This window comes from Kribbella sp. VKM Ac-2566 (assembly GCF_004366005.1).
GTDB lineage: Bacteria > Actinomycetota > Actinomycetes > Propionibacteriales > Kribbellaceae > Kribbella > Kribbella pratensis.
The window spans coordinates 514,532-540,379 of record NZ_SODT01000010.1 but is presented as its reverse complement, the minus strand read 5'-3'; the positions used below and the strand labels follow the sequence as shown (position 1 = coordinate 540,379).

General features: G+C 68.7%; 25 protein-coding genes. 13 read left to right on the top strand and 12 right to left on the bottom strand.

All coding sequences use genetic code 11. The features are described from left to right. Nucleotides 1–11: 11 nt before the first annotated feature. Complete coding sequence (locus tag EV647_RS20945; protein ID WP_134005364.1) at nucleotides 12–548, bottom strand: hypothetical protein; 537 nt, start codon at nucleotides 546–548, stop codon at nucleotides 12–14. A gap of 70 nt (nucleotides 549–618) precedes the next feature. Between EV647_RS20945 and EV647_RS20940 the strand changes: the two genes are divergently transcribed. After that, nucleotides 619–1,059: an SRPBCC family protein gene (locus tag EV647_RS20940; protein ID WP_134005362.1), complete on the top strand. Its 441-nt coding sequence runs from the start codon at nucleotides 619–621 to the stop codon at nucleotides 1,057–1,059. Between the two features lie 42 nt (nucleotides 1,060–1,101). Here EV647_RS20940 and EV647_RS20935 read toward each other — a convergent pair whose 3' ends face one another. Beyond that, nucleotides 1,102–1,584, bottom strand: coding sequence for a MarR family winged helix-turn-helix transcriptional regulator (locus EV647_RS20935; RefSeq protein ID WP_202876252.1), 483 nt, complete (start codon nucleotides 1,582–1,584; stop codon nucleotides 1,102–1,104). 84 nt (nucleotides 1,585–1,668) lie between these two features. On the opposite strand from EV647_RS20935, the gene EV647_RS20930 reads away from it, so the two are divergent. Continuing rightward, nucleotides 1,669–2,241, top strand: a complete 573-nt coding sequence (locus tag EV647_RS20930; RefSeq protein ID WP_134005360.1) for an NADPH-dependent F420 reductase — start codon at nucleotides 1,669–1,671, stop codon at nucleotides 2,239–2,241. Here the strand turns inward: EV647_RS20930 and EV647_RS20925 are convergent. Further along, nucleotides 2,238–2,870, bottom strand: a complete 633-nt coding sequence (locus EV647_RS20925; RefSeq protein WP_134005358.1) for a LysE family translocator — start codon at nucleotides 2,868–2,870, stop codon at nucleotides 2,238–2,240. The genes EV647_RS20930 and EV647_RS20925 overlap by 4 nt on opposite strands. Nucleotides 2,871–2,976: 106 nt before the next feature. Between EV647_RS20925 and EV647_RS20920 the strand changes: the two genes are divergently transcribed. Further along, nucleotides 2,977–4,272, top strand: a complete 1,296-nt coding sequence (locus tag EV647_RS20920; protein ID WP_134005356.1) for a BNR-4 repeat-containing protein — start codon at nucleotides 2,977–2,979, stop codon at nucleotides 4,270–4,272. A 130-nt stretch (nucleotides 4,273–4,402) separates the two neighbouring features. Here the strand turns inward: EV647_RS20920 and EV647_RS20915 are convergent, their stop codons facing one another. Next, the gene (locus EV647_RS20915; protein ID WP_134005354.1) at nucleotides 4,403–5,842 is read right to left on the bottom strand and encodes an alkaline phosphatase PhoX; all 1,440 of its coding nucleotides are present in this window, start codon (nucleotides 5,840–5,842) and stop codon (nucleotides 4,403–4,405) included. 276 nt (nucleotides 5,843–6,118) lie between these two features. Between EV647_RS20915 and EV647_RS20910 the strand changes: the two genes are divergently transcribed. After that, the gene (locus EV647_RS20910) at nucleotides 6,119–6,373 is read left to right on the top strand and encodes a hypothetical protein (protein WP_134005352.1); all 255 of its coding nucleotides are present in this window, start codon (nucleotides 6,119–6,121) and stop codon (nucleotides 6,371–6,373) included. Nucleotides 6,374–6,548: 175 nt separating this feature from the next. On the opposite strand, the gene EV647_RS20905 is transcribed toward EV647_RS20910, so the two are convergent. After that, nucleotides 6,549–7,823: a S8 family serine peptidase gene (locus EV647_RS20905; RefSeq protein WP_134005350.1), complete on the bottom strand. Its 1,275-nt coding sequence runs from the start codon at nucleotides 7,821–7,823 to the stop codon at nucleotides 6,549–6,551. 48 nt (nucleotides 7,824–7,871) lie between these two features. Between EV647_RS20905 and EV647_RS20900 the strand changes: the two genes are divergently transcribed. The 3 genes from EV647_RS20900 (at nucleotide 7,872) to EV647_RS20890 (ending at nucleotide 11,700) form a co-directional block, all read left to right on the top strand. Continuing rightward, nucleotides 7,872–10,568 carry a CHAT domain-containing protein gene (locus EV647_RS20900; protein ID WP_134005348.1) on the top strand — a complete coding sequence of 899 codons (2,697 nt, stop codon included), beginning with the start codon at nucleotides 7,872–7,874 and terminating at the stop codon, nucleotides 10,566–10,568. Between the two features lie 78 nt (nucleotides 10,569–10,646). After that, the gene (locus EV647_RS20895) at nucleotides 10,647–11,231 is read left to right on the top strand and encodes an RNA polymerase sigma factor (RefSeq protein ID WP_134005346.1); all 585 of its coding nucleotides are present in this window, start codon (nucleotides 10,647–10,649) and stop codon (nucleotides 11,229–11,231) included. Further along, complete coding sequence (locus tag EV647_RS20890; RefSeq protein WP_134005344.1) at nucleotides 11,212–11,700, top strand: hypothetical protein; 489 nt, start codon at nucleotides 11,212–11,214, stop codon at nucleotides 11,698–11,700. The genes EV647_RS20895 and EV647_RS20890 overlap by 20 nt, the downstream gene beginning before the upstream one ends. 9 nt (nucleotides 11,701–11,709) lie before the next feature. On the opposite strand, the gene EV647_RS20885 is transcribed toward EV647_RS20890, so the two are convergent. The 3 genes from EV647_RS20885 to EV647_RS20875 are packed head-to-tail and all read right to left on the bottom strand — an operon-like array spanning nucleotide 11,710 to nucleotide 14,443. Next, nucleotides 11,710–12,141 carry a VOC family protein gene (locus tag EV647_RS20885; RefSeq protein ID WP_134005342.1) on the bottom strand — a complete coding sequence of 144 codons (432 nt, stop codon included), beginning with the start codon at nucleotides 12,139–12,141 and terminating at the stop codon, nucleotides 11,710–11,712. An 8-nt stretch (nucleotides 12,142–12,149) separates the two neighbouring features. Further along, a complete protein-coding gene (locus EV647_RS20880) occupies nucleotides 12,150–12,971 on the bottom strand; it encodes an IclR family transcriptional regulator C-terminal domain-containing protein (protein ID WP_134005340.1) in 822 nt (273 codons plus the stop codon). A 23-nt stretch (nucleotides 12,972–12,994) separates the two neighbouring features. Next, complete coding sequence (locus tag EV647_RS20875; protein ID WP_134005338.1) at nucleotides 12,995–14,443, bottom strand: amidohydrolase family protein; 1,449 nt, start codon at nucleotides 14,441–14,443, stop codon at nucleotides 12,995–12,997. A gap of 138 nt (nucleotides 14,444–14,581) precedes the next feature. On the opposite strand from EV647_RS20875, the gene EV647_RS20870 reads away from it, so the two are divergent. The 5 genes from EV647_RS20870 to EV647_RS20850 are packed head-to-tail and all read left to right on the top strand — an operon-like array spanning nucleotide 14,582 to nucleotide 18,722. Further along, nucleotides 14,582–15,733 carry a CaiB/BaiF CoA-transferase family protein gene (locus tag EV647_RS20870; protein ID WP_134005336.1) on the top strand — a complete coding sequence of 384 codons (1,152 nt, stop codon included), beginning with the start codon at nucleotides 14,582–14,584 and terminating at the stop codon, nucleotides 15,731–15,733. Next, a complete protein-coding gene (locus tag EV647_RS20865; RefSeq protein ID WP_134005335.1) occupies nucleotides 15,730–16,503 on the top strand; it encodes a citryl-CoA lyase in 774 nt (257 codons plus the stop codon). Before EV647_RS20870 ends, EV647_RS20865 begins: the two co-directional genes overlap by 4 nt. A 21-nt stretch (nucleotides 16,504–16,524) precedes the next feature. Then, nucleotides 16,525–17,388 (top strand): extradiol ring-cleavage dioxygenase, encoded by an 864-nt coding sequence (locus EV647_RS20860; RefSeq protein ID WP_134005333.1) that lies wholly within the window; start codon nucleotides 16,525–16,527, stop codon nucleotides 17,386–17,388. Continuing rightward, the gene (locus tag EV647_RS20855; RefSeq protein WP_134005331.1) at nucleotides 17,385–17,747 is read left to right on the top strand and encodes a hypothetical protein; all 363 of its coding nucleotides are present in this window, start codon (nucleotides 17,385–17,387) and stop codon (nucleotides 17,745–17,747) included. Before EV647_RS20860 ends, EV647_RS20855 begins: the two co-directional genes overlap by 4 nt. Before the next feature lie 9 nt (nucleotides 17,748–17,756). Further along, nucleotides 17,757–18,722, top strand: a complete 966-nt coding sequence (locus EV647_RS20850) for a zinc-binding alcohol dehydrogenase family protein (protein WP_134005329.1) — start codon at nucleotides 17,757–17,759, stop codon at nucleotides 18,720–18,722. Nucleotides 18,723–18,792: 70 nt separating this feature from the next. Here EV647_RS20850 and EV647_RS20845 read toward each other — a convergent pair whose 3' ends face one another. After that, on the bottom strand, nucleotides 18,793–19,479 hold the full coding sequence (locus tag EV647_RS20845) for a ClpP family protease (protein WP_134005327.1): 687 nt from the start codon (nucleotides 19,477–19,479) through the stop codon (nucleotides 18,793–18,795). 65 nt (nucleotides 19,480–19,544) lie between these two features. Then, nucleotides 19,545–20,480 carry a nucleoside hydrolase gene (locus EV647_RS20840; protein WP_134005325.1) on the bottom strand — a complete coding sequence of 312 codons (936 nt, stop codon included), beginning with the start codon at nucleotides 20,478–20,480 and terminating at the stop codon, nucleotides 19,545–19,547. Between the two features lie 66 nt (nucleotides 20,481–20,546). Between EV647_RS20840 and ftsH the strand changes: the two genes are divergently transcribed. Beyond that, the gene (gene ftsH, locus EV647_RS20835; RefSeq protein ID WP_134005323.1) at nucleotides 20,547–22,592 is read left to right on the top strand and encodes an ATP-dependent zinc metalloprotease FtsH; all 2,046 of its coding nucleotides are present in this window, start codon (nucleotides 20,547–20,549) and stop codon (nucleotides 22,590–22,592) included. Between the two features lie 67 nt (nucleotides 22,593–22,659). Here ftsH and EV647_RS20830 read toward each other — a convergent pair whose 3' ends face one another. Then, nucleotides 22,660–24,069, bottom strand: coding sequence for a DUF4832 domain-containing protein (locus EV647_RS20830; protein ID WP_134005321.1), 1,410 nt, complete (start codon nucleotides 24,067–24,069; stop codon nucleotides 22,660–22,662). 9 nt (nucleotides 24,070–24,078) lie between these two features. Continuing rightward, entirely contained in the window at nucleotides 24,079–25,821 is a 1,743-nt protein-coding gene (locus EV647_RS20825; protein WP_134005319.1) for a DUF4832 domain-containing protein, read from the bottom strand. Between the last annotated feature and the right edge of the window lie 27 nt (nucleotides 25,822–25,848).

Sequence of the window (25,848 nt, the reverse complement as noted above, 5' to 3'; positions counted from 1 at the left end):
GAGTCAGTGCGCTAGCTGGTTCTGGTCCGGGCGCCGCGGTCGAGCATGCCGCGGAGGCGGCGCAGGACCTGATCGGTGAACAGGCCGGCCAGGCAGCCGGTCAGCACGAGTACGGCGATCGCGGCGCTGGATGTGCTGTCGTCGCCGATGCTGAGCAGACCGGTGTTGACGGCGATGACCGACACCGAGCCGAGCAGGGCCGACCAGAGCGGCCGCATGACGTACCACGCGGCCGGATGATCCGGCGCGGCGTTGCGAGCGAACGCCATACTCTGCTGGATCACGCTGCCGACCGCCCCGGCGGCGGCGCCGACGATCAGCAGACTCATGTTCAGCGTGATCGCGAGGTGCGCGACCGACTGGCTCGCGACGTGGTGCGGTCCGGCGGTCTCCTGGACCGCGACGAGTCGCTCGGCAAGGCCGTATGCCGCGACAAGACACGGCAGGGCGACGACGGCCTCGGTGATGTTGATGGTGACGATCGCGCGCCGTGTGTTCCGCCGTACGGCGGTGGTCCGCTTCCGCTGTGGCCCGAGTGTGTTGCTCATGACAGTTCCTCCCCTTACTCGGACGGAGTCGTCCGCGGCCGCGGCGATACATTCGAATCCAGGAGGAGCCATGACAGTCGACGTACTGACCGAGATCGTGATCGAGCGGCCGGTGGAGGCGGTGGCGGAGTACGTCGGGGATCCGTCCAACGCGCCGCAGTGGTACGCGAACATCGAGTCGGTGGTGTGGCAGACGGACCCACCCGTCGAGGTGGGATCGCGGATGGACTTCGTCGCGCATTTCCTGGGGCGGCGGTTGGCCTACACCTATGACGTGGTCGAACTGGTCCCGGGCCGGCGGCTGGTGATGCGGACGGCGCAGGGACCGTTCCCGATGGAGACCAGCTACGAGTGGTCGCCGGTGGGGGAGGCGGCGACCCGGATGACGCTGCGGAACCGCGGTGAGCCGAGCGGGTTCGCCGGAGTCGCGGGGCCGTTGATGGCGGCGGCGATGCGGCGGGCGAACAACAAGGACCTCGCCCGCTTGAAGGACCTTCTCGAGGCGACGTGATTGTGACCGACCGCGCGGTCGCGTCGAAGGTGCTGCTCGGCCTCAGCGGCGATACACAGCGCTGAGGTTGCCCTCGGGGTCGACCGACTCGAGGATCGCGCCGGTGATGTCGGCGAGCTGGGCGATCTGCTCGGGCGTCAGTACGTCGACCACATGCTGCCGGACCGTCTCGACATGGCCGGGTGCGGTCGCGCGGATCTTCTTCCAGCCGGCCGCGGTCAGTCGCGCGTTGGTGGCGCGGGCGTCCTCCGGGCAGGGGAACCGCTCGACGATGCCGCGGTCCTCGAGGCGCTTCACAACATGCGACAGCCGGGGGAGCGTGGCATTCGTCCGCTGCGCCAGCGCGGTCATCCGCAGCGTCCGCTTCGGCGCCTCGGACAGCATCGCCATCACGTAGTACTCGTAGTGCGTCAGCTCGGCGTCCCGTCGCAGCTGCGAGTCGAGGACACCGGGCAGGAGCTCGAGTACGGCGGCCAGCCGCACCCAGGCCGTCATCTCCGCGTCGTCCAGCCACCGTGTGCTCACGGAAAACATTCTGCCACACATGGTTGTAGCTACAACTATTCTGCGCTATCGTGATGGTTGAAGGTACAACCAAAAGGAGCGAGTATGGCGCACGTCAGCATCATCGGCAGCGGGAACATGGGACAGGCGATCGCGGCCGTCGTCGCCAAGGGCGGCAACACCGTCGAGCTGTTCAACTCCACCGACAAGGACAAGCCGGTCACCGGCGACGTCGTGATCCTCGCGACGCCGTACCCGGCGTACGACCAGGTGCTCGCCGACCGCGCCGACCAGCTGGCCGGCAAGGTTGTCGTCGACATCAGCAACCCGCTGAACTTCGAGACCTTCGACTCGCTGGTGGTCCCCGCGGACGGCTCCGCGGCCGCCGAGCTCGCCACGCGGCTCCCGTACTCCACGGTGCTGAAGGCGTTCAACACCAACTTCGCAGCGACCGTCGCGACCGGGAAGGCCGGCGAGGCGCCGACGACCGTTCTGATCGCGGGTGACGACGCGGACGCCAAGGCGCAGCTGGCCGGGATCGTCTCCGCCGGTGGCCTGAAGGCGGTCGACGCCGGTGCCCTGAAGCGCGCCCGTGAGCTCGAAGCGGCCGGCTTCCTTCAGCTCACCCTCGCCGTCGGCGAGAAGGCATCCTGGACCGGCGGTTTCAACCTCGTTTAGCGCAGGAGGGCGAGGCGGACGCCGAGTCCGATGAAGATGCCGCCGGTGGCGGTGTCGATCCGGCGCCGGGCGGTACGGCGGGTGCGCAGCCAGTTCCCGATCCGCCCGGACAGCAGGCCGACCGTCCCGTCGACCAGGAACTCCAGCACGATCAGGATCGCGCCGAGCACCGCGAACTGCAGCCACACCTGCCCGTGGGACGGCACCACGAACTGCGGCAGGAACGCGATCGTGAACGTGACCATCTTCGGGTTCAGCAGGTTTGTGGTCAGCCCGGTCAGATACGCCTTCCGTCCGGACATCGCGGCGTCGCCGGCCGGCCCGTCGTCGACGGCGTCGTTGCGGTGCCGGATCATCTGTACGCCGAGATAGACCAGGTACGCCGCACCGACGATCCGCACCGCGGTGAACGCGACCGGCACCGCCGCGAACAACGCGGCCAACCCGGCCGCGGCCACCGCGACGTGCACGGCCTCACTCGTCGCCACCCCGGCGGTCGCGAGCAGACCGGCCCGCGGACCACTGCGCATCCCGCAGCCGAGGATGAACAGCATGTCCGGTCCGGGCGTGATCATCGCGATGGTCGTGGTCAGCAGAAACGCGAGCAGAAGGTGCTGGTCGATCGGCATACCCCGATCCTCGCACCGCTGGCGATGCGAGGAGCCGTCGTCTCATCTGACCACATGCTGGCAAGCGCTTACCCATAGCGTCGGTTCCCTGCCACACTGGGTGGCCATGGATGCGGCTCGGGTGATCAACGACAACGGTGCGTGGTGCTGGTTCCAGGACGAGCGGGCGGTGGTGGATCCGGACGGCGGAGTGCTCGTCGTCGGGTCGATCGCGGCTCCGGAGGGGCCTGGGGGAGACGCGCGGGCAGGCAATGTCGAGCTGACCGTCGTGGAGTTGGACACCGGTTCGGCGGACGTCGTCGTACTGCATGAGCGGTTCGAGGCCGACGATCATGATGTGCCGGCGTTGTGGCGACGCAGGGACGGGCGCTGGCTGGCCGTGTACACGAAGCACAAGACCGACGACCTGACGCGGTGGCGGGTCAGCGAGCCGGGCGATCCGCGGAAGTGGGGTCCGGAGCAGACGTTCGACTGGAGCGAGTTCACCGGCGGCCGCGGCGTCACGTACTCGAACCTGCACGAACTCGACGGCCGGTTGTACTGCTTCGCGAGAGCGGTCAACGACGACCCGTGCGCACTGGTGTCCGACGACGACGGCGATACCTGGACGTACGCCGGGAAGCTCTTCACCCGCCCGAAGGTCGGCTACGTCAACGGCTACACCCGCTACGTGTCGACGCCGACGCGCGTGGATCTCATCACGACGGATCACCATCCGCGCGACTACAACAACTCGATCTACCACGGGTACCTGGAGGCCGGCGCGCTGCACCGGACCGACGGGACCGTGGTGGACGAGGTCGCGCTGGACGCCGACGCACCGTCGCAGGTGGAACTCACCACGGTCCTCGCGGCGGACTCGGTCTGGGACGGCGAGCCGATGACGCATTGCTGGACCGTCGACATCCGCCGCGCCGACGACGGCACCCTCGCGGCGATCCTGCTGGCCCGGCACGACACTCCCGCGCAGCCGGAGGACGCCTTCGCGCGGCAGCATCCGGTGCCGGATCACCGCTTCTTCTATGCGCGCCTCGCTCCGGGCGGGACCTGGCAGGTACATCAACTGGCCAAGGCCGGGCACGGTCTCCTGCCGCACGAGAACGACTACACCGGCCTGGTCGCGATCGACCCGTACGACCTCGACTCGCTCTTCGTCTCCACCCCGATCGACCCACGCGACGGCGCCGCACTGAAGCACCACGAGATCTTCCACGCCCGTACGGCGGACGCCGGGACGACGTGGACGTGGACACCGGTAACGGAGAACTCGACCGCCGACAACCTCCGCCCGATCGTGGCTCCCGGCGACCCGAACCGCGTACCGCTCCTCTGGTTCCGCGGCCACATGACCGCCTCCCAGCACTACGACTGCGAGATCGTCCTCCTCAACCAACCCCGGTAACGCCCGCGGAGTGGCGCGACCTTGGGCTCCGGCCAACCACGGAGCGGCGACCTTGAGCACCGATCAACCAAATGATGGTGATGAAAATGGTTGGTGGGTGCTCAAGGTCGCGTTCGAAGAGGGGCAGGGCTCAGCCGAGGTAGTCGCGCCACGGGCCGGTGATGGCCAGCGTGATGCCCGGCGTCTGGATGTTGACGAAGAGCACCTTGCCGTCCGCGGAGAACGTCGGGCCGGTGAACTCGGAGTCGTTCAGCATGTTCCGGGCGACGGCGTACGTCGGGCCGCCCGGCGTCGCGCTCAGCACGTGGCTGCTGGCCTGGCCGTCCTCGGCGAGGATCAGCGAACCCCAAGGCGTCACGGTGACGTTGTCCGGGCCGTCGAAGTTGAGGTCCTGGAACTTCGACTCGAGGGAGTTCGCGGCGGCGTTCTCCGGGAAGTAGGTGACCAGCTGGATGGTCTTCGCGTCGTAGTTGTAGAACCAGACCATGCCGTCGTGCGGGACCGCGTCGGTGGGCAGGTCGGCGGTGCCGGACTCGGCGTACGAGTTCACGACGTACACGCCCTGCTTGGTGCCGTAGACGCCCTCGAACTTCTTGCCGCGGGTGATCTGGCCGTCGGTGAACTGCTTGCGCACCGACGTCGTGGTGCCGTCGCGGTCCGGTACCGGAACCCAGGCGACCCGGAACGGGCGGAGCAGCTGGGCCGACGTCAGGTACGCGACGTCGGGGATCGGCTTGCCGTCGTCACCGAGGATGGCCAGCGCCTCGAGGGTGCCGAAGTCCTTGTTCTGCAGGTCCTGCCAGCTGCGCGGGCCGAGCTTGTAGCCGCGCGGCGCCGACCAGCGGTAGAAGGTGCCGTTCGGGCCGGAGGCGTCCTCGGACAGGTAGATGTGGGTCCGGTCCTCGTCGATCGCCAGCGCCTCGTGGGCGTAGCGGCCGAGCGCCTTCAGCGGCACCGGGTGCGCGGTCTTACCGTCGCCCCAGACCTCGAAGACGTACCCGTGGTCCTTCAGCCGGGTGGTGCCGTTGGCCTTGTTCTCGGTCTCCTCGCAGGTCATCCACGTGCCCCACGGCGTCGGGCCGCCGGCACAGTTCGTCAGCGTGCCGGAGATACCGACCCACTCGCCGAGGTTGGTGCCGTCCTTGTCGACGTCGATGACGGTGCAGCCGCCGGCCGCGCCGACGCCGGTGTCGTACACGGTGCCTTCGATCTGCGGTACGCCGAGCTCGCCGGCGCTGCTGATCTCGTGGTTCTGGATCAGCCGGTAGTGGTTCCCGGTGCTGAACACGGCGGTTCCGTCGTGGGCGTTCGGCGTCGCCTGGCCGCTCTTCAGCTTGGTCTCACCGGCCTTGGTGACGACCTTGTACTTGAAGCCGGCGGGCAGTGCCAGGAGACCCTTCGGGTCGTCCAGCAGCGGCGGGAAGGGCTTGTGCTGCGGGAACGGCGAACGGTCGCCGTGCGAGGCCGGCGCGGCCTCGGCGAGCGTCGGCACGGCGCCGACGGTGGTGAAGCCGACCCCGGCGGCGCCGACGGCGGCACCTCGGAGGACGGAACGACGATCGACAGACATGGCTTGACTCCTGCTGACTACGTGGACGGGACGTTGCCCGCGATCCTCCACGCCGACGGCTGCCGGACGGCAAACAGAACTTGAACAAAAGGTCTGCAACGAATCGGCTGGGGGAGACGTCTACTGTGGGAGGTGATCATGATGCGCAGTGTGACGATCGTGCTGGCGGCAGCCGTACTTTTGGTTGCGTGTGGCAATGAATCCGTGACTGGAGGACAACCGTCGATGACGCCGAGCAGCAGTAGCAGTAGCAATAGTTCCGAGCCGGGTGGAAGTGTGGTCGATCAAGCCAAGGCTGATCTCACCAAGCGGCTGGGCGTGGATGCGGCAGAGGTGTCAGTCGTCAGCTCCGAGGACGTCACCTGGCCGGACGGCAGCCTCGGCTGCCCGGAGCCGGGGATGCGCTACACCCAGGCGCTGGTGCCGGGGAACCGGACAGTCCTCGAGGCCGGTGGCAAGCAGTACAGCTACCACTCCGGCGGTCACCGGGCACCGTTCCTTTGTGAGCACCCGCAGCCGCCCAGCCGTTGAAAACTTTCCGGACAACCGGATGTATCAACCCGCACCGAGGGTGACTCCGCAGAAGTGGGGGGAGGCCTTCGGGCCGCTGCAGGGGGGAGGGCGGCGCGGGGGCACGCAAGAGGGGGAGCTGACGCGGTGCGAGAGTCCGGGCGGCCAGGCCGGAAATCCGCACCGCGTCGGCGCGTTAGTTCTGGCCGAGTGACCCGAGCGCGTCGCCGGCCCGCAGGACCGGCCCGGTGCCCGGCTCGGGTTGCGTGAGCGCGAAGGCCAGCAGGGCGTCGGCCGCCTGCTTGGCGCTCTCACCGGTGACCGACATGCGGCCGGCGATCAGACCGGCCACGAGCGGCGTCGCGAACGACGTACCGCTCCACCGGGCCATGCTCTGGAACGAGCGAAGCTGGCCGGTGTTCGGCGGTTCGGTGCACTCGTAGTCGCCGGTCAGGAACGCGTTCACCAGGTGCTCGCCCGGTGCATAGACGTCGACCCAGCCACCGAAGTTGCTGAACGACGCCCGGTCCCGCCCGTTGTCCGCCAGCGCCCCGACGCCGATGGCCTCCGGGAACGCGGCCGGCCAGAAGTAGTCCCTCGACGACTCGTTACCCGCTGCCGCGACCAGCGTGAGGCCGTTGACCCGGTTCAGCCGGGTCTGGATAAACACGTCCAGACCGAGCGGCGCCAGGTCGAATCGCGTCCTGGTGCCCGCCGACAGGCTGATGATGTCGGGCGCCAGGTCGAGAATCTCGTCCAGTGCCTGCGCGAGATCGAACTCCCACATCGCGCCGGCCGTGGTGAAGTAACTCTTCACCACGATCTCCACGTTGCGCGCGATCGCCCGCATCACACCGGCGATGAAGGTCCCGTGACCGGCGTACGGCTTGATGTGCCCGGACCCGTCGAACGCGTTCTCCGGATCGCCGGTCACCCCGTTCAGCCAGTACGCCGCGGGCGCGTCGGACCAGCCCACATCGAGTACGACGACCTTCACCCCGCGACCGTCCGCGGCGCCCGCGGACAGGAACGGCGTGGGCAGCACCGGGTCCGGCGGAGTACCTGGCATGACCTCCTCGGGCTCGGTCGCGGGGCACGGGCTGACGCTCGGCGTCACGTAGAACAGGTGCTCCGGCGTGACGACACCGCGCCCGAGCCGCAGGTCGGCGTACTTGAGGAATCGTTGGGTGAGCGAGCGATCTTCCGGCGCTTCGGGTGGCACGCGGTCCGGCAGCAGCAACCGGGTGACGCCGCCGATCCCGCCGTCGTCCGGACGGCCGCCCTGGAAAAGCTCGATCACTCGCGGGACGTCCTTGTCGCGGACCAGGACCGCTCCGGTGCGGTACAGGTAGTCGGCCCCCTCCGGCCGCTTCTCCCAGTCCTCCGGGAAAACCTCGACCTGACGCTCGAATGCTCTGAGAATCAGCTCGATCTGCGCAATGTACTTTCGTTCGGTCGTTTGATTTTCCATTTCCCTACATCCCCCCTGGACAGTCGAAATGCCCGATACTATTCCAGAATGCCGACGGCAGGGGGGAGTGCCGAGGCGGCAGAAAATCTGCTGCCTCTCGCGTTGTCACGTCCGCACGACGCGATCGCGTCGGCGCGGTCGCTGCTGGCCGGTGCGCCGGCGGCGGTCGAGGCGTCGATCGCGCACCAGGCCTGGGGTATCAGTCTGCGGCAGCTCGGCGACGTGACCACGGCGGTCCGCGAGTTGCGCACCGCGCTGCGGCTGGCGGAGCATTCCGGGCGGTCGGAGCGGCAGGCGGATGTCCTTGCCACGTTGGGCGCAACGCTGGGGCGCGCGGGCCGGAGCCGGGAGGGTCTGGCGCGGCTCGATCGTGCGGTCGACCTCAGCCGCGGTGCGCTGACCGGGCGGGTGCTGCTACGGCGCGCCGACGTACTGCTGGTGCTCGGGCGGCATCGCGAGGCGCTCGACGATCTGCGGGCCGCGATCACGCGGTTGCGGCGTTCGGGCGATCAGGTCTGGGAGGCGCGGTCGCGGAACTATCGCGGATTCATCCAACTCGCTTTGGGCGCCACGTTGCGCGCGGATGCGGATTTCGCGGTTGCGGAGAAGTTGTATGCCGCGACCGGTCAGGAGTTCGAGTACGCCGAGGCCCGGCAGAATCGGGGATTGGTCGCGTACTCGCGAGGCGATCTGCCCGCAGCGCTGCGGTACCTGGACGAAGCGGGCCGGCGGTTCGCGGCAGTCGGTGTGGTGTGGCCGGATCTGGCGATCGATCGGTGCGGCGTACTGCTCGCGGCCGGGCTCAGTACAGAGGCGCTGGCGGAGATGGATCAGGCCGTCGCGGCCGAGGGCGGTACGGCGACCAAACGCGGGGAACTGTTGTTCGCGGCCGCGACCGCCGCGTTGGCGGCGGGGGATCCGGCGGCGGCACAGGAGCGGGCGGATCGGGCGCGGCGGTTGTTCTCGGCGCAGCGCCGGGGATGGTGGTCGGTGCGTTCGTCGATGGTGCTGCTGGAGGCGCGGTATCAGTCGGGAGAACGCGGAGAGCGGCTCCTTCGACGCGTCAGCGCGGTGGCTGGTCGGCTGGATACGTTGGGTGCGTCGGAGGCGTCGGCCGCGCATCTGCTGGCGGGGCGGTTGGCGTTGGCCGAGGGGCGGGCTCGGGCCGCGGATCGTCAGCTGGAGTTGGCGGGGCGGCACAGCAAGGACGCGCCGCCGATCGCCCGGAGTGCGGCGTGGTTGGGGAAGGCGTTGCGGGCCGAGGCGCGGAGTGACGTGCGAGGGATGTTGTCGGCGTGCGGTCGTGGGCTGGATGCGTTGGACGAGCATCGGCTGGCGATGGGCGCGACCGAGTTGCGGGCGTTGGCGACGGGGCATGGTGCCGAGTTGGCGGAGCTGGCGCTGCGGGACGCGTTGCGGCGCGACGATCCGCGGCGGTTGCTGAGTTGGGGTGAGCGGTGGCGGGCGACGGCGCTCGGGGTGCCGCCGGTGCGTCCACCGGACGACGAGCAACTCGTCGGCGAGCTCGCGGCCTTGCGGGACGTCGTACGACGGCTGGACGGGTCACCCGATCCGTCCCTGGAGAAGGAACGCCGCCGCCTGGAGAAAGCAGTCCGAGACCGAGTCCTACGAGCCCAGGGCAGCGGACTGCGCGGGGCAGCGGATGGGATGAAGGGTGGGGCGGCGAGCAGGCTCGGAGGCGCAGGCGCGCTCGGGGCGAAGGGCACGGCTGCGGGCGGGATGATGGCGACGGGCGGGTTGCTTCGGTTCGACGTTGATGAGTTGGTGGGGGCGCTCGGCGAGACCCTGCTTGTCGAGCTGGTTGAGGTTGGTGGTGTGCTGCACGCGGTGGTGGTGCGGGACGGGCGGATCACCCGGCACGAGGTCGGCCCGCTGTCCGCCGCAGCACTCGAGGTGGAACGCTCCCGGTTCCGCCTGCGCCGGCTGGCCCACACCCGAGCACACGGTCGACCGCAAGGTGGACCGTCACTCGAGGTGCTGGGTGCGCGGTTGGGGGACGCGATTCTTGGGTCTGCTCAGGAGCTGTTCGGGGATCGGCCCGTGGTGATGGTGCCGCCGGGCAGGTTGCACGCGTTGCCGTGGGGGCTCGTGCCGGCGCTGGCTGATCGAGCCGTGAACGTGGTGCCGTCGGCGGCGACCTGGTTGCGCGCGCGGCAGGTGCGGCCGCCGTCGGATCGTCGTGTCGTGCTGGTGCTCGGGCCGGGTCTGTCCGCGGGCCGCGCCGAGGTCATGCAGCTGGCGAAGCAGTACCCGGACGCCACAGTGCTGGCGGACGGCGACGCGACCGCGGAGAAGGTACTGCGAGAGCTCGACGGCGCCTGGATCGCGCACATCGCGGCGCACGGCACGTTCCGCGCGGACAGTCCGCTGTTCTCGTCGTTGCGGCTCGACGACGGGCCGCTGACCGTGTACGACTTCGAGCGGCTGCGCAGAGCGCCGTACCGAATGGTCTTGTCCAGTTGCGATTCCGGGCTGGCGAAGCCGGTCGGCGCGGACGAGTTGCTCGGCTTGAGCAGCAGCCTGATCCCGTTGGGCGCGGCCGGCATTCTGGCGAGCGTCGTACCGGTGAACGACCCCGCAACCGCTCCCTTGATGCTCGCCGTGCACGAGAACCTGCAGGCCGGTCAGTCGCTGGCGGCAGCATTCGCCGCGGCTCGTCTGGAGACGCGAGGTGATCCGGTGGCCGATGCCGCTGGTCGTTCGTTCGTTGCACTCGGGGCTTGATGTATCAGCGGTCATCCGAATCGCTCTGTACCAGTAAGAGAGGTATAGCTGAGCGGTCCGGTGAAGAGAGGGGGCGGCATGCGGGATGACCCGACAGTCGTCGACCTGGTCACCAGGGCCAGGGACGGCGATAAGAATGCGTGGGACGAACTGGTGGAGCGGTATGCGCCGCTCGTCTATTCGGTGTGCCGGCGATGCCGCCTGGCGCAGCCGGATATCGACGACGTCGGACAGAGCGTGTGGCTGCGGCTGGTCGAGCACCTGCCGGGTCTGCGCGAGCCGGCTGCGTTGCCGGGCTGGATCGCGACCACGACCCAACGCGAGTGCTTCCGGCTGATCCGCGCGACCAGCCGGGTCGAGCCGGTGGACTTCGAGCAGGCGCCCGACGTCCCCGAGCAGGCGATCGCCGAGGAAGAAGTACTGCGGCACGAACGCAAGATGATCCTGCGGACCGCGTTCGCGGAACTCTCACGGCGCTGCCAGATGCTGCTCGGGCTGCTGATGCAGGACCCACCGGCGCCGTACGACGAGATCAGCCGGCGGCTCCAGGTGCCGATCGGCAGCATCGGCCCGAACCGGTCGCGCTGCCTGACCCGGCTACGGCAGACTCCCGCGCTGGCACGGCTGGCGGCGGACGGACCCGATGACAGGACAAGGGGGTGAGAGCACCGTGATGGATCCGGAATGGCACGACGACGAGAAGCTGATCGAAGCCCTGCGGGACGCGCTGGCGTCCACGGACGACGTTCCGCCCGCCTTCGTCGAAGCCGGCAAGGCAGCCTTCGCATGGCGGACCATCGACGCCGAACTGGCGGCGCTCACCTACGACTCCGCACAGGATCCGCTGGACGCGCTCGCGATCCGCTCGGAGAGCGCGATCTTGCGGTCGCTCACGTTCGCCTCGGACGGCTGGACGGTCGAGCTCGAGCTGACGCCGAACGCCGTCCTGGGCCAGCTCGACCCGCCCGAGGTCGGCACGGTCACGGCCCGCGGTGACGGTGGCAAGCTGGCCGAAGCGGAGATCGACGAACTCGGGTTCTTCGTGCTCGGCCCGCCGCCGAACATTCCCTACCGCCTGGTCTGCACGACGCAGTCCGGTACGACGATCCTGACCGGCTGGATCACTCCCTAGTCTCTCTGCTCAGGCAGCGAACACCTGGGAGTCGTCCGCGAACGCCTTGAACTCCAGGGCGTTCCCGGCCGGGTCGAGGAAGAACATCGTCCACTGCTCACCGGTCTGGCCCTGGAACCGCACGTACGGCTCGATGACGAACTCGGTGCCGGCTGCCTTCAGCCGTTCGGCGAAGGTCCGGAACTCGCCGACGGTCAGGATCAGCCCGAAGTGCGGCACCGGTACGTCGTGGCCGTCGACCGGGTTGTGGATGCGCTTCGTCTTCTCAGGCGCGACGTGGGTGACGAACTGGTGGCCGCGCAGGTTCCAGTCGATCCAGGTGTCGGAGCTGCGGCCCTGTTCGAGGCCGAGCACCTCGCCGTAGAAGCGCCGCGCCGCGTCCAGGTCGTCGACCGGCATCGCGAGATGGAACCGGGGAATGGGCGAGTCGAGAACAGTCATACCACCATTCAAGCAGTCGTTTCGTCCCGTTGCTCGACCTCGACGTGCGGGCGCGACTGCCACAGGGCCCACTCCGCGCTGACGTCACCCGCCGTACGCAGCAACAACGGCAGATGGTCGTGCAGCAGCGTGTCGACCGACGTCTCGGCAGCGTGCACGGTGACGTTCATCGCGGCCCGCACGGTGCCCGTGCCGTCGCGCACCGGTGCCGCGACGGAGCGGACGCCCGGCGCGAGCTCCTCGTCGGCCAGCGCCCAGCCGCGCGCCCGGATCTCGGTCAACTCGTCACGCAGTTGTTCCGCGGTCCGGCCGATGTACGGCGGCAGTCCGGCGCGGCTCGGCTGCGCGAGAACGTCGGCGAGCGCATCGGGGGAGAGCGCTGCGAGCAGCACCTTGCCCTGCGACGTCTGCGCAGCCGGGAACCTGGTCCCGATGTCGACCCGCAACGCGATCAGTTTCGGCACCGACACGCGGGCGACGTACACGATGTCCGAGCCGTCGAGCTGTGCCATCGACGAGGACTCGCCGGTGCGTGCGACCAGCGTCTCGAGATGCGGCCTCGCGATGTCCCACAGGCCGAGCGAACCGACGTACGCCATGCCGAGCGTCAGCACCTTGGGCGTGAGCTGGAACGAGCCGTCGGTGGTGCGGACGAAGCCGAGTTCCTCCAGCGTCAGCAGCAGCCGGCGCGCGGTCGGCCGGGCCAGACCGGCCGCGGCCGCTACCTCGGTGAGCGACATGGTGCGGTGGTCGACGTCGAAGCAGGCGAGCACGTCCAGCCCACGAGCCAGCGACTCGACGAAGTCCGGACCTGCGCCACGGCCTGCCATTTTGTCGTCCTCCTGTTGCTCGACTAGTGCTCACCGAAGATGGTGCCACGCGCCTCGCGGGTCGAGTCGGACTTGTACGCCGTGTACTGGTACGGATTGTCGAGCACCTCGCCCTCCGGCAGCTCCGGGTTCATCCCCTTCTGCCAGGCCTCCTCACCGAGCGCCGACCGCAAGTGGGCGACGGTCGCCTCGACCTCCCGTCGTACGGCGGTCAGGTCGCAACCCACCAACTTGTGGTTGTGCTTGACCACCTGGCCGTCGACGATCACCGTGTGCACGTCGCCGCGCTGGGCCTGGAACGCCACCTGGCCGTAGGGATTGATGAGCGGGAACGACACCGGTGACGCGTCGTTCTTGATCAGGATCACATCGGCCTTCATGCCCGGTTCGAGGCTGCCGAGGTCTTCGCGGCCGAGCGCCCGGGCACCGCCGCGGGTCGCCCAGTCGACGACGTGTTCGGCCCGCAGATGGCTGTGGGTCACCGTGTCGCCCTTCATGTGCGCCTCCAGGTGCTCGCGGGCCCGGTCCGCGCCGAGCGTGGTCCGCATTGCGCTGAACAAGTCGCCGCTCCACCACACGCTGGTATCCATCGACAGCGATACCGGAATGTTGTGGCGGCGTACCTGCCAGGTCGGAGGGTAGCCCTGGCCGGCGCTCTGCTCGGACTCGGTGGAGACCGAGATCGAGCCGCCGGTCGCGGCGATCCGCTGGTACGAGTCCGTGGTGAGGGTGGCCGCGTGGACGTAGATGTTCTGCGGCGTCATGAAGCCGTTCTCGTGCATCAGCCTGATGCCGTTGTCGTTGGTCGCACCCCAGACGCCCGCATGGGTGGTGACGCCGAGCCCGAGCTCGCGCGCGACCTCGAACGCGGCCCGCTCCGGGAAGGCCGGGTCACCGGTCACATCGAAGGCCAGCTGCAGACCGAGCTGCGCGTCGTCGCGCAGCCGTTCCAGGAAAGCGCGCACAGACGGATCCGCGGTCCACTCCCACGGGCCGGCCTGGATGTTGCCGTAGGCAAGGACGAATCGGCCGGGTACGTCGCGCAACGCGTCCACGGCAGCCTCGGCGTGCTCGACGCTCTGCAGCCCGTGCGACCAGTCGACCGTGGTCGTGACGCCGGCCTCGAGCGACTCCCACGCCGACGTCAGGTTGCCCGCGTGGATGTCCTCCGGGCGGAAGATCTTGCCGTGCTCGAGGTAGTACCAGACGAAGTACTGCGTGAGCGTCCAGTCGGCGCCGTACGCGCGCATCGCGGTCTGCCACATGTGCCGGTGCGTGTCGATCATGCCCGGCATCACGATGCCGCCGGACGCGTCGACGACCTGGGTTCCCTCGGGTACGTCGAGCCGTTGGCCGGGCTGTCCGACGGCCGCGATCCGGTCGCCGTCGATCAGTACGTCGCCGTCCCCGACGACCGTGTGCTGGTCGTCCATGGTCAGCACGGTCCCGCCCCGCAACAGCACTGTGGTCATCGATGCCTCCAAGGAGTTGCCCGGACACACGTCCGTATGACGGTCAACGGGGCGGTCAGCCTCACTATCTGAGCGCTGCCCGATGGTGTCAAGGGCCTGTTGACAGGTCGTGCGAGGAGATCGAGACTGTGCGGACAGATGTCCGTAGATCCGGGAGGTCAGGTGAAAGGTCCGCTGTCCGGGCTGCTGGTGGCCGACTTCTCGCGGATCCTTGCCGGTCCGTACGCGACCATGCTGCTCGCCGACCTCGGGGCCGACGTGGTGAAGGTCGAGTCGCCCGGCGGTGACGACACCCGGTCCTGGCAGCCGCCGGTCCGCGACGGCATCTCGACGTACTACCTCGCCGTGAACCGGAACAAGCGGTCGCTCGCGCTCGATCTGAAGGATCCGTCGGACCTCGCCGCGGCGCAGGAACTGGCGCGGCGCGCGGACGTGCTGGTGGAGAACTTCCGGCCGGGCGGGCTGGCGCGCTTCGGACTCGACTACGAGACCGTTGCCGCGGGCAACCCCGAGCTGATCTACGCCTCGATCAGCGGCTTCGGGTCGGGGCCGGGCGGCGCCGAGCTGCCTGGATACGACCTGATCGTGCAGGCGATCTCCGGGTTGATGAGCCTGACCGGCGCTCCGGACGGCGAGCCCTTCCGCGCCGGCATCTCGGTCTTCGACGTGATGGCCGGACTCCACGCCACAATCGGGGTGCTGTCCGCCCTCAACCTGCGGCACGAGACCGGTCGCGGTCAGCACGTCGAGGTCAATCTGTTGTCGTCGGCGCTGTCCGGGTTGGTGAACCAGTCGAGCGCGTACGTCGCGGGCGGCGTCGTACCCCTGCGGATGGGGAACAGCCATCCGAGCCTGTTTCCGTACGAGCCCCTGCCGTGCGCCGACGGGGACCTGATCATCACGGCCGGGAACAACGGGCAGTTCCGCAAGCTGGTGGAGGTTCTCGGCGTACCGGAGTTGGCCGACGATCCGCGGTTCGACCGGAACGAGAAGCGGACCGAGCATCGTGACGAGTTGCGGCCGTTGCTCGTGGCACGGCTGATGACTCGGACGAAGCTGGAGTGGTTCCGGGACATCATCGCGGCCGGGGTGCCGTGCGGGCCGATCAACACCGTCGACGGCGGGGTGGCGTTCGCCGAGGACATCGGGCTGGACCCGGTGGTGACAGTCGGCGAGATCCCGACGGTCCGCAACCCGATCACGTTCTCCGACAGCGCAGCGTCGTACCGGCTCCCACCGCCGTCGCTGGACGAGCACGGCGCCGAACTACGGAAGTGGCTGATGGAATGACGACTTTCCCGACGTCCCTGGGTACGTCCACCGCCGACGAGATCCGCCTGCTGGGACAGGACCTCACCGCCGACCTGATGGGCAAGGTGGGCTTCGGCGAGCTCGCGTTCTGGCTGGTCGCGTTGCGCAGGCCGACGCCGTCGGAGACCCGGGTGTTCGAGGCGGTGCTGGTCGCGCTGGCCGATCACGGCTTCACGCCGACGGCGATCGCCGCCCGGCTGACCTATCTTTCCGCGCCGGACTCGCTCCAGGGTGCGCTCGCCGCCGGTCTGCTGGGCGGGGGATCGCGCTTTCTCGGTGTGACCGAGGACTGCGGCCAGTTCCTGCACGAGGCTCTCGAAGGACGCGACCTGCCGACTGACGAGGCCGGATGGGACTCGTTCGCGCTCGAGGTGGTGCGCGGGGCTCAGGGGAAGTACCTCCCGGGGCTCGGGCATCCGGTCCACAAGGTGCAGGATCCTCGGACGCCGGTCCTCATCGGCATCGCCCGGGAGGAAGGTCTGGAAGGCTCGCATCTCGAGCTCTTCCAGGCGATCGGCCGGGTGCACGAGCAGGTGCTGGGTCGCAAACTCCCGTTGAACGGCGCTGGCGTGTGCGGAGCGGCGCTTGCCGATCTCGGGTTGCCGGTCGAGCTGCTGCGTGGATTCGCCTTGCTGGCAAGGGCTGCCGGGCTGCTCGGCCAGCTCGCTGAGGAACGCCGCCGGCCGATCGGCATGGACGCCTACCTGACCGTCGACCGCAACGCCGTGTACGTCGATCCGGACCGCTGAGTTACACCGAAGGAGCACCACATGGCCACAGTCGCCGCGGTGATCGCCTCCACGCATCATCCCTTCTACTACCGGGCCAGCACCGCGACAGGCGCCGATCGCCCGCCGTTCGCCGACGAGTGGGTGGCGAAGATCGAGGCCTTCCGGGAGACCCTGACGAAGGCACGGCCGGACATCCTGGTGATGGTCGGCAGCGACCACTTCCACCAGTTGTGGCTGGACAACATGCCGCAGTTCCTGGTCGGCAAGGCGCCGTACTTCGACGCGAACTGGTACAACGAGGAACGTGAGTTCGGGTTGCCGCGGATGCGACTGGCCGGGGACGAGCAACTCGCCGGGCACATCCTGCGCAACGGGCTGGACGCCGGATTCGACCTTGCCTTCAGCAACGAGCTGCGGATCGACCACAGCATCACCTGCCCGATCATCACACTCCGCCCGGACGCGGACCTGCCGATCGTGCCGATCTACACCAACATCTTCGCGCCTCCGTTGCCGCGACCGGGACGGTTCGTCGAGCTCGGCCGGACGATCCGGCAACTGGTCGAGTCGTGGCCGATCGACAAGCGGGTCGCGATCATCGGCACCGGGCACCTGTCGCTCGAGCTCGGCGGGCCGCGGCAGTTCGGTGCGCACGGGCCGGACCCGGAGTTCGACCGCAAGGCGGTGGACTGGATCGCGAGCGGCGACCTCGACGGGTGCCTGGCGGAGGTGACGCTCGACAGCCTGCATCTCCCGGGCAATGCAACACACGGGTTCATGGACTTCATGTTGATGATGGGCGTCGCGGGGGCCGGCGCGAAGGCGGATCACGTGGACTCGCTCGACCTGTTCCACACGATGGAGGCGTACTTCACCTGGTACCCGAACGGAGTGCCGGCATGAGCAAGTACCTGCTGAACAAGTTCCTCTACACGATCGACCGGGATCCGGAGCTCGTCGAGCGGTACCGCGAAGATCCCGCCGGCACGGTGGCGTGGTGGGAGCAGGAGATGGCGAACGAGATCCTGAACTGTGCGGTCGCGGAGAAGTCGACGTGGCTCGCCTTCACCGACGACGAGCGGAAGGCGTTGCGCGAACAGGACCACGTCGCCCTGTTCGGATTGGGGGCGCACCCGTTTCTCACCCTGACCCTGTTCATCGCGATGTTCGAGCGCGACCACGATCCGCTCGAGTACCAGAAGGCGTACGGCCGGGTCCTGCAGCAGCACTACACGTTGCCCTACCCCGATATCGCTACCTGAGGAGTCCGCGTGCGAGCCGCAGTCCTGCACACCCACGGCCAACCACCGTCACATGCCGAGCATCCCGACCCGGTGGCAGGCGAAGGGTTTTCGGTCGTCCGCGTCACCGCGGCCCCGATCGTGCCACTCGACCTGCTGTGCGCTTCCGGTACGTCGTACTTCGGCCCGCCGGCGCTCCCGTACGTACCGGGTGTGCAAGGCGTCGGCGTGGTGGAGGAATCCGCGACAGTCGCCCCCGGCACACGAGTGTTCTTCGCAACCTCGGCCGGGATGGCCGCGGGGGATGGGAGTCTCGCGGAGCGGGCCGCCGTACCGGATGGCGACCTGATCGTCCTGGACGCACCAGTGCGGGATGCGGCGGTGGCCGCGATCGGGCTGTCCGGGGTTGCCGGATGGATGATGTTGACTTGGCGAGCGCGCCTACAAGTGGGCGAGCGTGTGCTGGTGCTGGGCGGTGGTGGCGCGGTCGGGCAGGTCGCGATCGGGGCTGCCCGGGTGCTCGGGGCTTCGCGCGTGGTGGCCGTCGTACGGTCGGATGCGTCGCGGGAGCGGGCACTGGCGGCGGGTGCTGACGAGGCGGTTGCTCTGAGCACCGACGTCGACGAGTTGACGGCCCGGCTGGGCGAGCCGACGTACGACGTGGTGATCGACTCGGTGTTCGGCGTCGCGGCAACTGCTGCCTCGCGGGCGCTCGCTCCCGGAGGTCGGCTGGTGAACCTCGGCGGGTCGTCGAGTGATGAGGCGGTCTTCTCGTCGGCCGTCCTGCGGAGCAAATCGGCCAGCATCCTCGGCTACACGAACAACGCGCTCACCGAGGACCAACGCCGCGACGCGCTCACCGCCGTACTCCAACACGCCGCCACCGGCGAGATCACCGTCGCCTACGAAACGGCCACCCTCGCCGACGTGGAGAGCGCCTGGAAGCGCCAGACGACCGGCAACACCCCGGGCCGCCTGGTCCTCACCATTCCCTGATGTGGGAATAGCCCCTGGCGACTGGAGACAGGCTATTGCCTATCTCCAGTCACCGGTGGGTATGCCGTGTTCAGCGGAGCCGGGTGATCAGACCGTAGGCCTGCGCGTCTTCCGCGGTGAGGACTCGGCCGGTTTCGAGGTCGGCGGCTACTTCGTCGGCGGGGCGGTCTGTGGCGTGGGCGATGAGGTCTCGGAGGCGGGCCGCCTGGTGATCGTGTTCTTCGGAGAAGGTGGCGAGTTCGTCGGCGGTGCCCTCGGCGGTGAAGCGGGGCGCGGAGAGGACGAATGTCGTGTGGCGGTGGGCCTCGCGTTCCTCGGCGGCGGCGAGTACGGCGATCGCGGGGCCGCGGACCGTGCCGCGGGCGACGACGTTCACGGGGGCGGTGATCAGGTCGATCGCAGCGGCGACGGAGAGCGCCGCCTCCAGGTCGGACTCCGTCGACGACAGGTGGAGCGTGACCGGGTCGTTGCCCTGGGCATTCAGTAGCAGCAGCTGCGACGCGATGTGGTTCGCCAGCAGGTCGTCGAGGCGGCCGCCGATCAGGATCACCCGCTCCGCCAGCAGCCGATCGGCCAGCTCCCGCTCGAGCGTGATCGACGTCGGCTCGTACCACGACGGCAGAATTGGCTGCGGCGCCGGCCGCTCGGGCGTTCCCGGAACCCCCGGCCGCGGCACCCCGGGAATCTCCGGCCAGGGCCGCCCCGGAATCCCTGGCTGACCCGGGACGGTCGCGTCCGACTGCTGTTCGACGTACATGTGTGTCCTCCTTCGACACCTCCACCCTGAGGCAGCAGGCGGCCGGGGAGAAGGCTGTTCCGCTGTCAGCAGACGGAAAGCTCAGCGATCGCGGCAATGACCTTGTCCCAGAAGGCGTCCCGGTCGAGGTCGACGGCGATCCGGGCGTTAGCGGGGCGGCCGGTGTAGCCGTCCAGGTCCACGACCGTGGCGCCGGCGGTCCACTCACCGGCTGTTTCGATCACCAGATTCGCCTCGACGCAGCGCACGATCGCAGGATCGATCACCCGTGCGACCGCGACCGGATCGTGGAGCGGCGGCGCCTCGAACCCGAACAGCTCCCGGTACGTCGACGCGAAGAACGTCATCCACTCGCTGCAGACCCGCGCCAATGGCGTCCCGATCCGCTCGAGCCGCGCGAGTACGTCGTCCGTCACGAGCGCCTGATGCGTCACGTTCAGCCCACACATCGTGAACGGGACACCCGACCGGACCACCACGTCGGCCGCCTCCGGATCGACGTACGCGTTGGCCTCGGCGAGCGGTGCGATGTTGCCGCGCTCGGTGGATCCGCCCATCCAGACGATCTCGGTGATGTTCGCGGCCAGACCAGGCTCTTCGACGAGCAGCCGCGCGACGTTCGTCAACGCCCCGGTCGCGACGATCGTCGCCGGTTTCGAGCGCAGTACGTCGACCAGCAGCTCATGCGCGGAGTACGGGGACTCCGGGGCAGACGGCTCGTCCGTGAAGTGCGGACCGTCGAGCCCGGTGCTGCCGTGGACGTCGTCGGCGATGCGCAACCGGCGTACCAACGGCCGGTCGGCGCCCCGCGCGACGGGGATGTCGGAGGCACCCGCGAGGGACAGCACGCGGCGGGCGTTCGCGGTGCATTTGTCGACGGTCTGGTTACCCGCCACGGTCGTCACGGCGAGCAGCTCGACGGCCGGATCGGCGACCGCGAGCAGGATCGCCAGCGCGTCGTCGTGGCCGGGATCGCAGTCGAGGATCAGGGGCGTGGCCATGCGTCAGGGTATGACGGACGAGTTTCTGCTGTGTCCGAAGTGGGTTCAGGTCCTATGTTTGGCTTCATGAGCGAGAAGGAGCCGCCGGCGAAGGACGAATCCAGCGCCGACCGGGGCCAGGGTGCCGACCAGGGTGACCGGAAGAACGACGGACCGCAGCGGCCGCACAAACCGTGGCGGACCGAGGGACTGCCGGCCGGCCACGACGGGAACGGTGACAAGCCGCGCCGGCCGGGGTGGTGGAAGTGGGCCGCGTGGATCGTCGGCGGGTACCTCGTGCTCTTCCTGCTCACCACGATGCAGGACCAGATGTCCGGCGGCGAGCAGACCATCGCCTACACCGACTTCACCGCGCAGGTGCAGAAGCAGAATGTCGCCGAGATCTTCTCCCGCGGCGACACCATCGAGGGGCGGCTGAAGCAGGCCGCGGAGGTGCCGGGCAAGAGCGGGTCGACGTACACGAAGTTCACCACCGAGCGGCCGACGTTCGCCAACGACAACCTGTACGGCGACCTGCAGAAGGGCGGCGCCACAGTCCGGGCGACGCCGGTGGTCGCACAGCGCGGCGTGCTGCTGAACCTGCTGATCTCGCTCGGCCCGTTCATCCTGATCGCCGCGTTCTACTTCTGGCTGTTCCGGCGCAGCCGCGCCGGTGGCGGCCTGGGTGGTGGTCTGGGCGGTCTGCTCGGGGGCGGCGGCCAGCAGAAGAAGCCGGTCGACCCGAACACCGTGCGGGTGACGTTCGCGGACGTCGCGGGGATCGACGAGGTCGAGTCCGAGATCGAGGAGGTCGTCGACTACCTGAAGGACCCGGAGAAGTACCGGCGGCTCGGGGCGCGGGCACCGAAGGGCGTGCTGCTGGCCGGCGCGCCTGGCACCGGGAAGACGCTGCTCGCGCGGGCGACCGCGGGGGAGGCCGGCGTCCCGTTCTTCTCCGCGAGTGCCTCGGAGTTCATCGAGATGATCGTGGGCGTCGGTGCGAGCCGGGTGCGGGAGCTGTTCGGCGAGGCGCGGAAGGTGGCGCCGGCGATCATCTTCATCGACGAGATCGACACCATCGGACGCGCCCGCGGCGGCGCCCGGTCGGTCGGCGGGCACGACGAGGGTGAGCAGACCCTGAACCAGATCCTCACCGAGATGGACGGATTCTCCGGTACCGAGGGCGTCGTGGTACTCGCCGCCACGAACCGTGCCGACGTACTCGACCCGGCGCTGCTCCGGCCCGGGCGCTTCGACCGGACGATCACGGTGCACGCGCCGGACCAGCCGGGCCGCGAGGCGATCCTCAAGGTGCACGCGCGCGGGAAGCCACTCGCGCCGGATGCCGACCTGGCTGCATTGTCCCGGTCCACGCCCGGCATGACGGGTGCCGACCTCGCCAACCTTTTGAACGAGGCCGCGCTCGCGGCGGCGCGGCAGGGCGAGTCGCAGATCACCCATCGCGACCTGACCGACGCGCTCGAGAAGGTCCAGCTCGGGACCGCGCGGAACGTGGTGATGCCGGAGGAGGAGCGCCGGCGGACGGCGTACCACGAAGGCGGGCACGCGTTGCTCGGCATGATCCAGAAGGGTGCGGACCCGGTCCGGAAGGTGTCGATCATTCCGCGCGGGCGGGCGCTCGGGGTGACCCTGTCGACGCCGGAGTCCGACCGGTACGGGTACGACGTGGACTACCTGCGCGGCCGGATCATCGGGGCGCTCGGCGGCATGGCGGCCGAGCAGGAGGTCCTCGGTGTCGTCACCACGGGCGCCGAGAGCGACCTGGAGACGGCGACGCGGATCGCCCGCTCGATGGTGGGCCGATGGGGTATGTCGGACGCGATCGGCCCCGTGTCCATCCTGCCGTCCGAGGGCGACGCCCGTACGGCGGGAGTCTCCGACGAACTGCTCAACACGGTCGACGAGGAGGTACGCCGCCTGATCGAGCAGTGCTACGCCGATGCCCGCCGCCTGCTGCGCGAGAACCGCTCGAAGCTCGACTCGATCGCCGCCGAGCTCCTCGAACACGAAACCCTCGACGAGGCCGACGCCTACGCCGCGGCCGGCATCACCCACGGCCCCCGCGCCACCGCAGCACCCGAGCCGCAACCCGCACCCCGCGACAGCGCCTAGCGCGCAAGCCTGGAGCGGGGAACCCTGCCCACCTGTACCGGCCAGCAGAGTTCCCCGCGGATGGCGCTTATCCGACAGTCACGGTCTGGGCTAGGTCGTTGTAGCCGGTGGTTGGTTGCCAGGTGTTGTTGTTGGCGAGCTGGATCGAGTACTCGGGGCGAGTCGACAGGAGCGGGTCCGGCAGGTTGATCAGCAGGCGGTACTTGCCGGGGACGGGCGGTGCGGCGACCTTCCAGTCGAGGTTGGTCGTCGTACCGCTTCCCCAGCGACGGGGATCGGCCGGAACGTTGACCTTGAACGTGTGCTCGTCGTTCTGGAAGATCAGCTGCACCTGGTGCGGGTTGTACGGCGCGGCCCACCCGTCGTTCCGGATCTGTACGCCGACGTTGACCTGGCCGCGCGGCTTCGCCTTGGTCGTGACCGTGCTCTGGGTGAGCGCGAACCGGTAGCCGAGTTTCTGCTTTGCGGTCTCGATGTTGTCGCCCCACGTGTTCAGCACGTCGTGGTTGTAGTCGGTGTTGAGGAACGAGAAGTGCAGCCGGGCCATCTCGGCGGAGGCAGACTCCCAGTCCGACCGCGGGGAGTTGACTGCGCAGGTCTCGCCGCCCTCAGGGACGTAGTTGGTGTCCTGGGCAACGAAGTCCTTGTCCAGCTCGATCGGGTCGCTGAGGTACGTCCCGAAGTCGTCCGGGCTGGCCAGGAAGCAGTCGTTGTGATGCCCGATCCTGGCCAGCGGCGAACCGTCGTACGCCTGCTCGGGGGTCAGCGCGCCTTCGGTGCCGGTCGGTACGCCGTACATCCGCTGCTTCATGTACGGCGTGCGCACCTGGATCATCCGGTCCTTCGGGAGAGCCGTCAGGAGGGCGTCGGTCACGGCCTTGCGGTCGGCCCAGTTCTGGTCCGAGACCTGGCTCGGGTCCTGCGGGTTGCTGAAGTAGTCGGTGTAGTAGCCCTCGCCCCACAGACCGACGAAGCCGGACTGGACAAGTTCGATCACGTCGGCGTTCTGACGCAGTACCGGCGTGAGTTGCTGGATGTGCTTGAGCACACGGGCGACCGGAGCGTCGCCGTACGGCGTCGGCGGCGGCCAGCCGGCACCTGGCAGCGCGTACGCGAACCGGACGATCACCTTGACGCCGGCCGCGCGGGCGGTGCGGAAGTCGGCGCGGACCAGGTCGAGGTACGGCTTGTCGATCACGTCCCGGCCGGCGAACTTCTCCAGGTAGAACACGCGGAGGATCTGCGTGATGTGTTCCTCGGTGCGGAACTTCCGCAGCGTGGTGACGTCGAGCGGGACGTAGCCGGTGTTGTCGGCCTTGTAGTGCGTTTCCGTGTGGTGGTAGAACCCGCGCTCCGGGTTCGCGATCACCTCGTTGCTGGTCGTGTAGGTACGGGTCGTCGTCGGCGGCGCGGCGATCGCCTGCTGCGCAGGGAGCAGCAGTCCGATCGAACAGACCGCTGCAGCAAGCCTTCTCATTGTCGTCTCCTAGCTGATGTTGACGGTGTGCAGGAGCGAGTTCATCCCGGTCGCCGCGTCCCAGGTGTTTTGGTTCGCGAGGCGGATCGAGTACTCGGGGCGAGTGGACAGGAGCGGATCCGGCAGGTTGAGCAGCAGGGCGTACGAACCCGCCGGAAGAGTGGTGGGCACGGTGAGGGTCTGCGACACCGTGGTCGACGTACCCGCGGTCCAGCGGCGTGCGTCGGAGGCGATCGCAAGCTTGTAGGTGGCGCCGGTCGAGGTGTTCCGCAGTACCAGTTCGAGGCCGCGCGGGTTGAACGGCGTCGCGTAGCCGTCGTTGTGGACGGTGAAGGAGATCGGCAGGCTGCCGCCGGGGGAGGCGGTCGCCGGGTAGGTGCCGGATTCCAGGCGGAAGCGGTAGCCGAGGTTCGTGCTGACGGTGCCCAGGCAGCCGCCGTTGTTCCACGAGTTGAGGACGTTGGGCTCGTAGTCGGTGTTGATGAACGACCAGTGGAACTGCGCGAGTTCAGCGGTCGCGGTCGGGCACGCCGAGCGCGGTGCGTTCACACCGCAGGTCTCGCCGCCCATCGCGACGTACGTCGTGTCGGCCTGCAGGTACGGATACTCGACGGACGGGTTCTCGTACGTGCCGAAGTCGTCGGCGCCGGCGAGGAAGCAGTCGTTGTGGTGGCCGATCCGGGACAGGCTCGATCCGTTGTAGGCGTTACCGGGCTGGACCGGGGTGGTCGAGTACATGGTCCGCTTGAACTTCGGCGTACGGAGCTGGATCATCCGCGTCGACGGCATGACACTGAGCAGCTTGTCGGTGACTGCCTTGCGGTTCGCCCAGTCGGTGGCGGAGACGACGCCGGCGTTCCCGAAGTTCTGCGTGTAATACCACTCACCCCAGGCGCCGATCAGACCGGTCTGAACGACGGCGATCACGTCTTTGCCGGCGTTGAGGTACGGCGCCAACTGGTCGAGATGCGCCAGTACGCGGTCCTTCGTGGCGTCGTCGCCGGTGGTGGATGTGGTGTAGGCGAGGCGGAGCACCATTTTGAGACCGGCTGCGCGGACCGTGGCGAGCTGCTGCTGCAACTGGTCGAGAGCGGCCTGGGCGATCGGGCCGTTCTTGTACTCGGCCAGGTAGAAGACGCACATCACCAGGGAGATGCCCTGACTGGTGCGGTAACTCTGCAGGGTGGACTGGGAGAAGTCGGCTTTGTCGCAGTCGCCGGTGTGGTGGTAGAAGCCGCGCTCGGGGTTCGCGAAGTTCTCGGTCGAGGGCGTGTAGGTCACGCCTCCGCTGCTGCCGCCGGTGTAGGTCTGCGTGTACTTCGCGGACGTCTCGAGCGGCGCCTCCGCCTGGAAGATCAGGTCGGCGTCGTTCGGGGTGGCGGTTTCGCCGAGATCCGCTCGGTCGACCGTCCACTGGGCTACGCCGCCGGTGTTGGTGAACGTGACCGAGCGGACGAGCGTCCAGCTCCAGCCGGTGCCGGTGTGCCGGTAGAGGCTGCCGTTCTCGAGCAGGTAGTCGGCGCCGGTGCCGGCTTGCGCGAATCCGGTGGACGGGTTGCGGTCGGTGTCGACGTACACGCGGAGGAACTGCGGGGTGCCGGTGTAGGAGAAGCGGTAGGTGACGGTCGTGGCGGTGTTGGTCGCGGTCGCGCCGCTGATCGTCGCGATGGCGGGGGAGACCAGCAGCGTGGCGAGCAGGGCGGTACTGGCAACTGCGGTGGCAAGTGTGGTCAACAGTCGGTACGGACGCATCACGATGCTTCCTCTCGCTGGGCGGGG